At 68.7% G+C, this 13459-nt stretch carries 11 protein-coding genes and 1 tRNA gene; 6 read left to right on the top strand and 6 right to left on the bottom strand.

Annotation, left to right across the window (positions count from 1 at the left end):
• Window positions 1-106: 106 nt before the first annotated feature.
• Window positions 107-337, bottom strand: a complete 231-nt coding sequence (locus ACFWF2_RS31535; protein ID WP_189027531.1) for a mycoredoxin — start codon at window positions 335-337, stop codon at window positions 107-109.
• A 141-nt stretch (window positions 338-478) separates the two neighbouring features.
• Between ACFWF2_RS31535 and ACFWF2_RS31530 the strand changes: the two genes are divergently transcribed.
• From ACFWF2_RS31530 to ACFWF2_RS31520, 3 genes are all read left to right on the top strand, one after another.
• The gene (locus tag ACFWF2_RS31530) at window positions 479-2635 is read left to right on the top strand and encodes an ATP-dependent DNA helicase UvrD2 (protein WP_379311135.1); all 2157 of its coding nucleotides are present in this window, start codon (window positions 479-481) and stop codon (window positions 2633-2635) included.
• Window positions 2636-2745: 110 nt separating this feature from the next.
• A complete protein-coding gene (locus tag ACFWF2_RS31525) occupies window positions 2746-3072 on the top strand; it encodes a hypothetical protein (RefSeq protein ID WP_379311134.1) in 327 nt (108 codons plus the stop codon).
• A 176-nt stretch (window positions 3073-3248) separates the two neighbouring features.
• The gene (locus ACFWF2_RS31520; RefSeq protein WP_189027533.1) at window positions 3249-3503 is read left to right on the top strand and encodes a WhiB family transcriptional regulator; all 255 of its coding nucleotides are present in this window, start codon (window positions 3249-3251) and stop codon (window positions 3501-3503) included.
• Between the two features lie 78 nt (window positions 3504-3581).
• On the opposite strand, the gene ACFWF2_RS31515 is transcribed toward ACFWF2_RS31520, so the two are convergent.
• The 3 genes from ACFWF2_RS31515 to ACFWF2_RS31505 all read right to left on the bottom strand — a co-directional run bounded on the left by ACFWF2_RS31515 (window position 3582) and on the right by ACFWF2_RS31505 (window position 7489).
• Window positions 3582-4931 carry an ABC1 kinase family protein gene (locus ACFWF2_RS31515; RefSeq protein WP_379311133.1) on the bottom strand — a complete coding sequence of 450 codons (1350 nt, stop codon included), beginning with the start codon at window positions 4929-4931 and terminating at the stop codon, window positions 3582-3584.
• Window positions 4932-4990: 59 nt separating this feature from the next.
• Window positions 4991-5863: a TOMM precursor leader peptide-binding protein gene (locus ACFWF2_RS31510; RefSeq protein ID WP_379311132.1), complete on the bottom strand. Its 873-nt coding sequence runs from the start codon at window positions 5861-5863 to the stop codon at window positions 4991-4993.
• Window positions 5864-6073: 210 nt separating this feature from the next.
• Window positions 6074-7489 (bottom strand): zinc-dependent metalloprotease, encoded by a 1416-nt coding sequence (locus ACFWF2_RS31505; RefSeq protein ID WP_379311131.1) that lies wholly within the window; start codon window positions 7487-7489, stop codon window positions 6074-6076.
• A gap of 127 nt (window positions 7490-7616) precedes the next feature.
• On the opposite strand from ACFWF2_RS31505, the gene ACFWF2_RS31500 reads away from it, so the two are divergent.
• Window positions 7617-8642, top strand: a complete 1026-nt coding sequence (locus tag ACFWF2_RS31500; RefSeq protein ID WP_379311130.1) for a PDZ domain-containing protein — start codon at window positions 7617-7619, stop codon at window positions 8640-8642.
• Here the strand turns inward: ACFWF2_RS31500 and ACFWF2_RS31495 are convergent, their stop codons facing one another.
• Window positions 8643-9221: a PPA1309 family protein gene (locus ACFWF2_RS31495; RefSeq protein ID WP_189026848.1), complete on the bottom strand. Its 579-nt coding sequence runs from the start codon at window positions 9219-9221 to the stop codon at window positions 8643-8645. It lies immediately after the preceding gene.
• 158 nt (window positions 9222-9379) lie between these two features.
• Here ACFWF2_RS31495 and ACFWF2_RS31490 point away from each other — a divergent pair, with 158 nt between their 5' ends.
• The gene (locus tag ACFWF2_RS31490) at window positions 9380-12361 is read left to right on the top strand and encodes a UPF0182 family protein (RefSeq protein WP_379311129.1); all 2982 of its coding nucleotides are present in this window, start codon (window positions 9380-9382) and stop codon (window positions 12359-12361) included.
• Between the two features lie 67 nt (window positions 12362-12428).
• Here the strand turns inward: ACFWF2_RS31490 and ACFWF2_RS31485 are convergent, their stop codons facing one another.
• Window positions 12429-12977 (bottom strand): transglycosylase family protein, encoded by a 549-nt coding sequence (locus ACFWF2_RS31485; RefSeq protein WP_379311128.1) that lies wholly within the window; start codon window positions 12975-12977, stop codon window positions 12429-12431.
• A gap of 364 nt (window positions 12978-13341) precedes the next feature.
• Between ACFWF2_RS31485 and ACFWF2_RS31480 the strand changes: the two genes are divergently transcribed.
• Window positions 13342-13415: transfer RNA gene (locus ACFWF2_RS31480), tRNA-Met, on the top strand.
• The last annotated feature ends 44 nt before the right edge of the window (window positions 13416-13459 follow it).

Below are 13459 nucleotides of genomic sequence, written 5' to 3'. Positions count from 1 at the left end.
TGCTTGCTCCTTCGTCGCCTACGCACCGGCACCTGACCGGCGGGACGGCCGCGAACCGCCGCTGCGCGGCGGACCCTCCCCGAGGTCGGGTCGTGGTGGTCGGGTTTCAGGCCAGGGCGGCGAGGGCCTGCTTGACCTGGGACAGCGACGGGTTGGTCGCGGTCGAGCCGTCGCGGAACTTGATCGTCGGGACGACGTGGTTGCCGTTGTTGACGCTGCCGACGAATTCGGCCGAAGCGGGGTCGTCCTCGATGTCGATCACCGTGTAGGTGATGCCCGCCTCGTCGAGCTGGGTCTTGAGGCGACGGCAGTAGCCGCACCAGGTGGTCGAGTACATCGTCAGATCAGTGGTTGCGTCAGTCACGGGATGTGCAACGTCGCGGGAGCCCGTGGTGTTCCGGGCCGCCCTGTGCGGGCACCGGCGCGCCGTAATCCGAGGTACGGCGGCCATCGGGTCCGCTTGTCGGCGGGCGCTGTCATGATGGTGCCCGTGCCAGCACTCGATCTCACCGCCCTCGACCCGGAACAGGCCGCCGCGGTGCGGGCGCCGCGAGGACCGGTGTGCGTACTCGCCGGCGCGGGCACCGGCAAGACCAGGACCATCACCCATCGGATCGCGCACCTCATCGCGGGCGGACACGTGAAGGCCGACCAGGTGCTCGCCGTGACGTTCACCGCCAGGGCGGCGGGGGAGATGCGCAACCGGCTGCGCACGATGGGACTCGGTGGCGAGGCAGGGCAGGTCCAGGCCCGCACCTTCCACGCCGCGGCGCTGCGGCAGCTGCGGTACTTCTGGCCGCAGGTCGTCGGTGACGTGCCGTGGCGGTTGCTCGACAGCAAGTTCCCGGTGGTCTCCCAGGCCGCGCACCGTGCCGGGCTCGGCACGTCCACCGAACTGATCCGCGACCTGCTCAGCGAGATCGAATGGGCCAAGGCGTCGCTGATCGCGCCCGAGGACTACCCCGCCGCCGCGGCACGGCACCACCGCGACGCGCCGGTCGAGGTCACCAGGGTCGCCCAGGTCTACGCGGGCTACGAGTCGATGAAGACCTCCGCCGACGGCCTGCTGCTCGACTTCGACGATCTGCTGCTGCACACCGCGGCCGCGCTCGAGGACTATCCGGCCGTCGCCGACGAGTTCCGCGGCCGCTATCGCAGCTTCGTCGTCGACGAGTACCAGGACGTCACCCCGCTGCAGCAGCGGGTACTCGACGCGTGGCTGGGCGAACGCGACGATCTCACCGTCGTCGGCGACGCCAACCAGACCATCTACTCCTTCACCGGCGCCACCCCGAACTACCTGCTCGACTTCTCCCGCCGCTTTCCCGACGCCACCGTCATCCGGCTCGAACGCGACTACCGGTCGACCCCGCAGGTGGTGTCGCTGGCCAACCGGGTGATCGGCGCGGCCCGCGGCCGCATCGCCGGGACCAGGCTCGCGCTGATCGGACAGCGCCCCGACGGGCCGGAACCCGAGTTCGCCGAATACCCCGACGTGCCCGCCGAGGCCGCGGCCGTGGCGGGCCGGATCAAGAAGCTGATCGCCGCGGGCACACCCGCCGCCGAGATCGCCGTGCTCTACCGGATCAACGCCCAGTCCGAACCGTTCGAACAGGCGCTCAACGCCCGCGACATCCCGTTCCAGGTGCGCGGTGGCGAAGGGTTCTTCCAGCGGCAGGAAGTACGCCAGGCGGTGCAGGCGCTGCGCCAGACCGACGCCCGCGACGACCTGCCCGACGAGGCGCGCAGCGGCGCGGAACTGATCACACTGGTCCGGGCCGCGCTCGCCCCGGTCGGGCTCACCGCCGAGGAGCCTGCCGGCGCGCAGGCCAAGGAACGCTGGTCCTCGTTGCTGGCACTGGTGCAGCTCACCGAGGAGCTGGTCGGCCACGACGAGGAGATCGACCTCACCGGGCTGCTGCGCGAACTCGCGACCCGTGCCGAGGCCAAGCATCCGCCGACCGTCGACGGCGTCACCCTGGCCTCGCTGCACGCCGCCAAGGGCCTGGAGTGGGATGCCGTGTTCCTGGTCGGTGTCGCCGACGGCACCCTGCCGATCCAGCACGTTCTCGGTGACGACGGCAGTCCGTCCGATCAGGCGGCGCTGGAAGAGGAACGCAGGCTGCTCTACGTCGGCGTCACCAGGGCGCGCGAGCATCTCGCCGTGTCCTGGGCGCTGGCCCGCGCCGAGGGCGGCAGACGGGTGCGCAGGCGGTCGCGGTTCCTCAACGGGCTGGTGCCCGACGACTCGCCGGCGTCGCGAATCGCCGCGACCGCGACCGGCCCGAAGGACACCGACGGCAAGCGCCCGCTGTGCCGGGTCTGCGCGAAGCCGCTGATCGGCACCTACGCCACCATGCTCGGCCGGTGCCGTCGCTGCCCGGCCGAGCTCGACCCGCAGCTACTCGAGGCGCTGCGGGAATGGCGGGCGGAGAAGGCCGAGGTCCTGCGGGTGCGCGACTTCGTCGTCTTCACCGACACCACGCTCACCGCTATCGCCGAGCAGCTGCCCGCCGACGACGCGGCACTGGCGTCGATCGCGGGTATCGGCGCGAAGAAGATCGAACAGTACGGCGCCGACGTGCTCGCGATCGTCGCCTCACGGATGCGGGCTACGACACAAAACCGCAGGTAGAAAATAGGTTGTTCGGTTCTCGATCATTGCCTATGGTGGAGAACACGCACCGAGGGTGACTTCGGCGCGAGTTTCTAATCAGCACACGAGTTCAGGAGGGAGGCAGTCAGATGAACAGCAACACCACGTTCGACGCGATGGGCAATCGCGTCCTGGTGAACGCATACATGGTGTCGGCCTCCCGGGGGGTCCTCGCTCTGCAGGGGACCGGTCTGTCCGGCGTCGATATCACCGCTGTGCCGATGACTGTCGTTCATCAGCACACCCCGATTCGTCTCCAGGACAAGCCCAGCGTGGGTTGGCAGCCGACGGCCATCGAGGCCCCGGCAGCACCGGCCGTCGATTTCGGATACGCACCCGAATTCGCCGGCGCAATCCGCCTCCGTGTCCACCCAGCGACCGTGCTCAGGTCTCGACAGAGATGTCGAACTAGGTAGGGAACTCCTCCCAGACCTCCTGGCCACGGATCGCGAGAAGCGAAATCCGTGGCCTTTTTCATTCGGCTCCTCAGCCGTTGGCACCGGGTTCGCACACCGAACGAACAACCGCTGCAAACGAGCTGAAGGAGAACGACGTGTTCACCGCCCAGGACTGGCCGCAGGCCACTACTGACGTGACATGCCGAACCGTGGCGTCCCTGCCCTGCCGGGCCGGAAACCCTGATCTGTGGTTCGCCGAGAGCCCGAACGACCTCGAGCAGGCCAAGCAACTGTGCGCGTCCTGCCCGATCCGCAAGGGCTGCCTCACCGCGGCCATCGACCGCGCCGAGCCGTGGGGTGTGTGGGGCGGTGAGATCTTCGACCAGGGTGTCGTGATCGCCCGCAAGCGCCCGCGCGGCCGCCCGCGCAAGGTCGCGATCCCGGCATGAACCCCGGAATGGGGTTGTACCGCAAGCGAACCGCTCACCGAGTCCTGGTGAGCGGTTCGTTTTGCGTTGGGGGCCGGACTACGACGCGCGTTCGGCCCGGAAGCCGGGAACCCAGGTGCGGACCAGGTTCATGAAGCCGAGTTCGGCGTCGAGCTGGGCCAGGATGCCGACCGAGCCACCGAGGACCCGGAAGATCATCAGGTACTCGGCCGGGAGTTGCAGTGCGCGTGCGGTTTTCATCTCGGGGCTGGAGAACTCCGAGGCCTTGCCCGCGGCGCGCTGCAGCCAGGCGCGGGTGAAGTGGAAGGTGTCGGTGCGGATCGGGTCGCTGAACGGGCGCAGGTACGCCTCGATCTCCTCGTGGGTGACCGTGCGGCCGGGGATCACCCAGCCGTGCTCGTAGAGCAGCTCGGTGAGCGCGGCGTGGTCCTCGGCGACAGCGAGGGCGAGCATCCGGCCGAGGATCTCGGGAAAGCCGTCGGGCATCGGCGCGCAGGCGCCGAAGTCGAGCACCGCCAGCCTGCCGTCGGCCAGTACGAGGAAATTACCGGGGTGCGGGTCGCCGTGCAGCAGGCCTGCCAGTTCGGGCGAGGAGAAGTGGAAGGTGCCCATCAGCTCGGCGATCCGATTGCGCTGTGCCCGTGTGCCTTCCGGATCGGCCGCGCCCGCCGCGATGAGCGCCGAGACCGGCGTGCCGTCGAGCCATTCGGTGACGATGACCTTCGGCGCGCCCGCCACCACCCGCGGGACCACGATCTGTGGATGCCCCTCGAACGCGGCGGCGAAGCGGCGCTGGTTGGCGGCCTCGGTGCGGTAGTCGAGTTCTTCCTCGGTGCGCTCGGTGATCTCGGCAAGCAGCGGCTTCACATCGGCGCCGGGAATCACCGACGAGAGCAGCCCGGTCATCCGCGACAGGGTCTTCAGATCGGCGCGCAGGGCCTCGTCGGCGCCGGGGTACTGCACCTTCACCGCGACGGGCCGCCCGTCCGACCACACGGCCCGATGAACCTGGCCGATGCTGGCCGAGGCGGCCGGGGTGTCGTCGAAGGACTGGAAACGGTCGCGCCATTTGGTGCCGAGCTGCTGGTCGAGCACCCGGTGGACGGTCTCGGCCGGCATCGGCGGGGCGGCGGCCTGCAGTTTGGTGAGCGCCTCGCGGTAGTGCTCGCCGAACTCCTCCGGGACGGCGGCCTCCATCACACTGAGTGCCTGCCCGAACTTCATCGCGCCGCCCTTGAGCTCACCGAGCACGGTGAACAACTGCTCGGCGGCCTTCTGGTTCAGTGTCGCGTTGATCTGCTGCTTGTCACCACCGACGAGCTTCTTGCCGAACCCGACGGCGGCTCGTCCGGCAATGCCGAGCGGTATCTTGGCCAACTTGGCGTTGCGGCTGGAACTGCGGCGCACGATCTCGGACACGCTACCCATCATGGCCGAACTTGCCCGCGGTGTGCCATGGGAATGCTCACACCAGCCGGTGTGGGTCCTCATCGGCCCGTGCCAGACCCGGTGGCGGCGACGGTCCTGCACCCGCAGTCCGGGTGCGGCAGCCAGGGCCGTCGCTGCACCTCATGGGTGTCCAGATCCAATTCGACGGTGGCGTCGAGGGTGCCTGGCCGTCGTCGCGGCGAGCACGCGACGATCGCCTCCAGCTCGCCCATGGCCAGCGCGGTCGTCGCCGCGATGCCGGCGGGGGAGGCGTGCCCGGTGCGGCCGAGCAGCTGCGCCGCCAGATGCGGCCAATCGGCGTCGAATCCGGTGCGGGTCAGGTCGGCGCAGCGCAGGCAGCTGGTCTCGCCGGGCAGCACGAGCGGGCCGACCACGCCGACGCCGTCGCGCACCCGTACCTGCAGGTGCGGTATCCGGCGCAGCACCAGGTCCACCGACAGGCGGGGATCGACCATCAGGGCGTCGGCGAGTACCACCAGATCGCTGCCTGCCCCGATCACGGCGTCGGGCCGGTACTCCCGCGACCGCACGGGACGAAAACCCATGCGCCGCAATCCGATCGCCACGGCATCGGAGAGCGGGCCGAGTCCGTGCACGGTGACGGCGCGGATGCGGCCCTGTTTGCGTTCGGGTTGCAGCAGCAGTCCGGCCCGCTCGATCGCGGCGAGCAGGGCGATGGTGCGGTCGGGCGTGATCCCGAATTCCCCTGCGCGCCAGATGATCTGTGGCCGCGACTGCAATCCGTCGAGCAGTCGCAGGAACGCGAGCACCGTGCCGGTGTCGAGTTCGGTGGTCTCGAGCAGCAGGGCGCGCTCGGGATCCCAGCCCAGTTGCACCGTGCCCGACGGGCGGACCAGCGTGGTGACCCTGGGGTGGAGCATCGGTCCGCGCAGTGGCGTCGTGGTCGTCATGTCCCGAGTATCGGCATCCGGTCACGGCACGCGGTGTGCCGAAAGCCTGGTTATCCACAGGCTTTCGGCGTGTCGCGGTCGTGATTTCCGTACTGTGGACAATTCGTGTTTCGCCGGTCGGCGCGGGGTTTTCGGACGCGTCTTCGGTGCGGAACCGTGTCGCGCCACCACGATCCGCAGATTTTTCGCGGACCGTGGTCGCGGTGCGGATCAGGGACGGTCGGTGCCGGTGTCCGGGTCGGTGTCGGGATCGGACTTGCCGCGCTCGGCCTCGTCGCGTTCCCGCGCCTCGGTCTCGGCGAGCTGGGCCAGCGGGTCGTCGAAAGCGCCGGTGCCGCCGCCGATCACCGAGTCGATGAAGCCGGCGGGCGAGTCCAGATCGCTGGAATCGGGCAGCAGGTCGGGGTGCGCCCACACACCGTCGCGGCGCTCCATGCCCGCGTCGGTGGTCAGCCGGCGCCACAGCGCCGACGCCTCGCGGACCTTGCGCGGGCGCAGTTCCAGACCGACCAGGGTGGCGAAGGTCTGCTCGGCGGGCCCGCCGCTGGCGCGACGGCGGCGCAGCGTCTCCGACAGCGCGCCTGCGCCAGGCAATCGCTCACCGACGGCGTCGGTGACGACCACGTCGACCCAGCCCTCGATCAACGCGAGCAGGGTCTCCAGGCGCTCGAGCGCCTGCTTCTGCTCGGGGGTGGTCTGCGGTTCGAACGTGCCCTGGGCGAGCAGTTCCTCGAGCTTGGACGGGTCGCTCAGCGACATCGGGTCGATGTTCTGGGCGGCTTCCTCCAGCGAGGAGAAGTCCATCTTGATGCCGCGCGCGTAGCCCTCGACCGCGCCGAGCACCTGCTGACGCAGCCACGGCACGTGCGCGAACAGCCGCTGGTGGGCGGCCTCCCTGGCCGCCAGGAACACCATGATCTCGCTCTCGGGCTGCTCGAGCCCCGCGCTGAACGCCGAGATCGCGGTCGGCAGCAGCGCCGCGGTGCCGGCCGGGCCGAGCGGCAGACCGATATCGGTGGAGGTCAGCACCTCCTTGGCCAGCTGGCCGAGTGCCTGACCGAGCTGGGAACCGAACGCCAGCCCGCCCATCTGGCCGAGCATGCCGACCATCGGCCCGGCGAACTGCTTGGCCTCCTCCGGCAGCTGCGCGGTCCACATGCCCGAGATCTGCTCGGCCACCGGATCGCACAGGCGCTTCCAGGTGGGCAGGGTCTCTTCGATCCAGTCGTTGGCCGTCCAGGCGACCGTCTTCGACGCGCCGGCGGGCAGCATGGTGGCGCCGTCGAGCCACAGCTCGGCCAGGTGTGCCGCGTCGGCCACCGCGGAGGTCGTCTTCGCCGCGATCGGCGCGACGGAGGCGCCCAGCTGCTGGCGGGCCAGTCGCTTGGCCACGTCGTAGTTGACCGGGCCGGACTGCGCGCCGCCAGGTCCCGTCGCCTGGCCCATGCCGCTGAGCATCTGTCCGAGCTGGGTCAGCATCTGACCCAGCTGCGACGGGTCGAAGCCGCCCGCGCCCGCCGCCCCGAACCCGAACGGATCGCTTCCGCCGGGACCGTTCGCCTCGTCGCGACGCTTGCCGGACTCGTCGTCGTCGCGGTTCGAGAAGCCGAAGGGGAGATCGCTCATACCTCTTACGTTACGCGGGGCCACTGGGCCCACGGTGTTCGCGCATCGCGAAATCGGGCGAGCAGCGCGCACGGCAAAAGCGTGCCACTACCGTCGGTCACGGCGGGTGATCACTACTGTGGTCGGAGTGAATCGTCGGATCCTCACCCTGATCGTGGCCCTGGTACCCGTGCTCGTGCTCGGAGTCGTCGGCAGCGTGGTCACCGTGCCGTTCGTCGCGCTCGGCCCCGGCCCGACCTTCGACACCCTCGGCAAGGTCGACGGAAAGCAGGTGGTCGACGTCACGGGCGCGCCGCTGGATCCGACGAGCGGGCAGCTCAACATGACGACGGTGTCGGTGCGCGACGGGCTCAACCTGTTCGAGGCGTTCGGGTTCTGGGCCAGCGGTGAGCACGGCCTGGTCCCGCGCGCCGAGGTGTACCCGCCGGGGGTCCCGCGCGAAGAGGTCGACAAGTCCAATCAGCAGGAATTCAAGGATTCCGAAAGCAATGCCGAGGTCGCGGCGCTGCACTTCCTGAACATGCCGACGGTGGTGCTGGTGCGCGGATTCGGCGAGGAGGGCCCGGCCAAGGACGTGCTGCAGGTGGGCGACGAGCTGCTCAGCATCGACGGCATCCCGATCACCGCCCCCAAGGATGTGATCGACATCGTCGGCACCAAGGGCCCCGGCACCACGATCACCGTCGTCTACCGGCGTGGCGACGCCGAGCAGACCACGCCGATCACCCTCGCCGCCCGCCCCGACGACGCGTCGAAGGGCTATCTCGGCATCACGCCCGGTGAGGGCGGCCGCCCGCCGCTGCAGGTCGAGTTCAACCTCGCCGACATCGGCGGCCCGTCGGCGGGACTGATGTTCAGCCTGGCGCTGATCGACAAGCTCTCGCCCGGTGAGCTCAACGGCGGCCGGTTCGTCGCGGGCACCGGCACCATCGATCAGGAAGGCAAGGTCGGCCCGATCGGTGGCATCCAGTACAAGATGATCGCCGCGCGCGAGGCAGGCGCCGAGACGTTCCTCGTCCCCGCCGACAACTGCAACGAGGCCCGCCAGCGCGCGCCGGAGGGCCTGCGGCTGGTGAAGGTCGACACCCTCGACAGCGCGGTGACCTCGCTGGCCGATATCGACGCGGGCCGCGAGGCCGTCAGCTGCGGCTGATCACTCCAGCGTGTGGTGCAGCGCCTCGACCAGTCCCGGCGCCAGGTTCGGGTAGGTGCGCAGGTCGAGATCGCCGAAGCCGTCGTCGTCCTCGGGCCGGATCTGCAGCAGGCACAGTGACGTGCCCTGACGCAGGACCCCGGCGATGAGCCGCGCGTCGCGCCTGCCCGGATGGGCGTGCGCGGCGGCGCGACCGGCCGCATCGGCGGCGTCGTCGTCGGCGAGCAGCGGGACGAGCGCCTCGTCGAGATCGCTCTCGGCGTCCGGCGGCAGCACCACGATCTCCTGGACAAGCACGCAGCCCTCGACGGCGGGCGGCCAGGTGGTGGTGGCGAGGAATTCGTCGAGTGCCATCGAGCCGCCGGTGATGTCGTCGGGGAAGGCTTCCTGCGCGATCGGGGTGAGCTCGCTGCCGTCGTCGAGCTGATCCTCGAGGTCGGGTTCGGCGGCGACCAGGTCGGCGGTCGGCACCAACGCGAACATCTGCGGCGGGTTTCCCCAGCCCTCGGCGTCGGCGAACTCGACGACCTCGCGCACACAACGGGCGAGGACGGCTTCGGCGTGCTGGTCATCGGTCACCCGCCCATCCAATCATTTTCGGCCCAGGCGCCTGCACGGTGTCCGATTTCCGTAGAGTGGGCGCCAACGGTCCGGTAACGGACCAACCGCAACATCGGACTGCGGTGTCTGCGCCGATCACCGGCGCCGGGCACCGCCGGACCCTGGAGAGTGGCACCGTGGGCATGCGGCCCCCCACCGGCTTACCTTCGTTGTCCCGACGCAGCCGAGTGCTGCTGGTGACAGCAGTCGTCCTCGCGGCGCTGTTGCTGCTCGGGCCCCGCCTCACCGACGCCTACACCAACTGGTTGTGGTTCGGCGAGGTCGGCTATCGCAGTGTCTACCTGGGCGTGCTGGTGACGCGGCTCGTCCTGTTCGCCGTGGTCGCGCTGTTCGTCGGCCTCGTCGTGTGGGGCGCGCTGCTGCTGGCCTACCGGTCGCGGCCGGTATTCGTGCCGGTCGCCGGTCCCAACGACCCGATCGCGCGCTATCGCACCACCGTGATGAGCAAGCTGAAGCTGTTCGGCGTCGGCATCCCGGTGCTGCTCGGTCTGCTGTCGGGCCTGGTGGCGCAGTCGAATTGGGCGACCGTGCAGATGTTCCTGCACGGCGGTGACTTCGGTCAGCAGGACCCGCAGTTCCATCTCGACGTCGGGTTCTACGCCTTCGACCTGCCGTTCTACCGGATGGTGCTGAACTGGCTGTTCGTCGCCGTGGTGATCGCGTTCTTCGCGAACCTGGTGACCCACTACGTGTTCGGCGGCCTGCGCCTGGCCGGGCGCGAGGGCACGCTGACCAGGGCCGCGCGCGTGCAGCTCGCCGTGCTCGCCGGAATCTTCGTGCTGCTCAAGGCCATCGCGTACTGGTTCGACCGCTACGACCTGCTGTCGAGCACCCGCAAGGAGCCGACGTTCGGCGGCCCGTCGTTCACCGATATCAACGCGGTGCTGCCCGCCAAGCTGATCCTGCTCTCGATCGCGGTGATCTGCGCGATCGCGTTCTTCGCCGGCATCGTGCTGCGCGATCTGCGGGTGCCCGCGATGGCCGCCGCGCTGCTGGTGCTCTCGTCGATCCTGGTCGGCGCGGTGTGGCCGATGGTGGTCGAGCAGTTCTCGGTGCGCCCGAACGCGGCCGACAAGGAGAGCCCGTACATCGAGCGCAACATCTTGGCCACGCGCCAGGCGTACGGGATCACCGACGACAAGGTCGAGTATCAGGACTACAAGGGAGAGAGCAAGAAGAACCCGCTGGAGGTGCCCGCCGACGCGGCGACCATCGGCAACGCCCGCCTGCTCGACCCGAACATCCTCTCGCCGACGTTCACCCAGCTCAAGCAGCTGAAGAACTTCTACGGCTTCCCCGAGTCGCTCGACATCGACCGCTACACCCTCAACGGCGACATGCAGGACTACATCGTCGCCGCGCGTGAGCTGCATCCGGAAGCCCTCTCGGGCAACCAGAAGGACTGGATCAACCAGCACACCGTCTACACCCACGGCAACGGCTTCGTCGCCGCGCCGGCCAACCGGGTGAACAAGCCGCAGTCCGACGCGCAGAGCGCGGCGGGCGGCAGCGATTCCGGCTATCCGCTGTTCATGGTGAGCGACCTGTTCACCAAGATCGACGACCAGCAGATCAAGGTCGACCAGCCGCGCATCTACTACGGCGAGCTGATCGCCCAGTCCGATCCCGACTACGCCATCGTCGGTGCCACCGACGGCCAGGCGCCGCGCGAGTACGACTCCGACCAGGCCTCCTACACCTACGAGGGCAGCGGCGGCGTGCCGATCGGCAACTGGTTCAACCGGCTGGCCTTCGCGGCCAAGTACGCCGAGCGCAACATCCTGTTCTCCTCGGCGATCAGCGACGATTCCAAGATCCTGTACAACCGTGGCCCGCGTGAGCGCGTGCAGAAGGTCGCGCCGTGGCTGACCACCGACGGCAACGCCTACCCGGCGGTCGTCGACGAGCGCATCGTCTGGATCGTCGACGCCTACACCACCCTCGACAAGTACCCCTACGCCCAGTCGACCTCGCTCGACGGCGCGGTCGAGGACAGCATCGACAAGAAGACCGGCCGGGTGATCCCGCGCAAGGAGGTCAGCTACATCCGTAACTCGGTGAAGGCGACCGTCGACGCCTACGACGGCACCGTCACCCTGTACGAGACCGACTCCACCGACCCGGTGCTCAAGGCCTGGCGCGGGGTGTTCCCGGACGCGGTGCAGCCGGAGAGCGAGATCTCCCCGGAACTGCGCTCGCACTTCCGCTACCCCGAGGACCTGTTCAAGGTCCAGCGCGACATGCTGACCAAGTACCACGTGGACAATCCGCGTGAGTTCTTCACCAACAACGCGTTCTGGTCGGTGCCCAATGATCCGACGATCGAGGGCGGCACGTTCAACCAGCCGCCGTACTACGTGCTGCTGGGCGACCCGAAGACCAACAAGCCGGTCTTCAGCCTGACCTCGGCGATGGTCGGCTACAACCGCGAGTTCCTGTCGGCCTACATCGCGGTGCGTTCGGACCCGGAGAACTACGGCAAGTTCACCGTGTTGCAGTTGCCGACCGACTCCCAGACCCAGGGCCCGCAGCAGACCCAGAACTCGATGACCACCGCTGACGCGGTGTCACGGGAGAAGACGCTGCTGTCGAACTCGAACAAGATCCGCTACGGCAATCTGCTCACCCTGCCGGTGGCCGACGGCGGCATCCTCTATGTGGAGCCGTTCTACAACGAACGCAATACCGGTTCGTCGACGTTCCCGCAGCTGCTGCGCGTGCTGGTCAGCTATCGCGACGAGGCGGGCAGCGTGAAGGTCGGCTACGCGGCGACGCTGGCCGAGGCGCTCAACCAGGTCATGCCGGGCGCGGGCTCGCTGGCGACGCCGTTCGGTGGTGACCCGGCGCTGAAGCCGAAACCGGGTGTGACGCCACCGGTCGAGCAGGGCACCACGCCGCCGGCGAATGGTACGACCCCGCCGCCGGGAACGACGACACCGCCGGGGTCCACCGGCCAGGAGGCCGCGGCCGCCGAGCTCAGCCGCAAGATCGAGGCGGTGCGCACGGCGATGCGGACGGGCAACTTCACCGATTTCGGTAAGGCGCTCGAGGAACTGGACGCCGCGGTGAAGGCGTACCAGGACGCGGGCGGCCGGTAGTCGTTCGGAACAGCAAGAAAGGCCCCGCCTGATGGCGGGGCCTTTCTTGTGCAGGGGGAACGGTGGATCAGCCGCCGATCGAGGCGATCAGCGGGGCGTTGGCGTCGAGCAGGCCCTGGTACTGACCCGCGACGCCGTACTGGTCGGCCAGGGCCTTGCCCGCGGCCGTGGCCTGGTCGACGGCGACCTGGATGTCGGTCTTGGCCTCGGCGGGCAGTTCGACCGGCAGGTCGACGGCGGGCTCCTCGACCACGGCGGGCTCGGGCTCCGAGACGCCGGCCTGCAGGTACTGACCGCAATGCGGCCATGCGCCGACGCCCTGGCTGGCGAGCACGTTCTCCGCGACGCGGATCTGCTCTTCCTTGCTGGCGTTGTGCGCCGAACCCTGGCCGCCGTTGGCAGCCCAGGTGCTCTGCGAGAACTGCAGGCCACCGTAGTAGCCGTTGCCGGTGTTGATACCCCAGTTGCCGCCGCTCTCGCACTGGGCGACGCCGTCCCAGTTGTGGTTCGCGGCGGAGGCGGTGCCGGTGGCCAGGCTGAACGGAACGGCAACCAGGGCGCCGGTGATGGCGGCGACGCCAAGGGCACGGGTGCGGAATTTCCGGGTCTCAGTCATGGGGGAGACGCTAACCAAGAAATCCATGACGATCACATCTTGATAACGGGACAATTCTGTGAATGAAACAGGTGTCTTTTCAGTGTTTACGCTGCATAGCGCTGGGGAATACGTAGATTCCGGTCAGTCTGTTATTGCACCGTTATGTGCGTGAGATCACGCCGAAATAGTGACTCCAGTCACTGGATTGTGGCGACTCGCGGCCGAGGTGGGGTGAAGGCTGTCATTCGATGACGCCCGTCACATCTCGGGCTTCCCCGCACCTCGGCCGACTGTCGAAGATCGCGTCCCGCACCCCGAAAACCGCCACTGACCGCACGATTTGGCATCCACGCTAACCCGTGTGTAATGTTGTATTCACCGACGCGGGGTGGAGCAGCTCGGTAGCTCGCTGGGCTCATAACCCAGAGGTCGCAGGTTCAAATCCTGTCCCCGCTACTAAGAAGTGGGCCCGGACCAAAATGTTAAGGGGCCCACAGTGT

The organism is Nocardia sp. NPDC060259 (assembly GCF_042728775.1).
Lineage (GTDB): Bacteria > Actinomycetota > Actinomycetes > Mycobacteriales > Mycobacteriaceae > Nocardia.
This window is presented reverse-complemented; position numbering and strand designations above follow the sequence as displayed.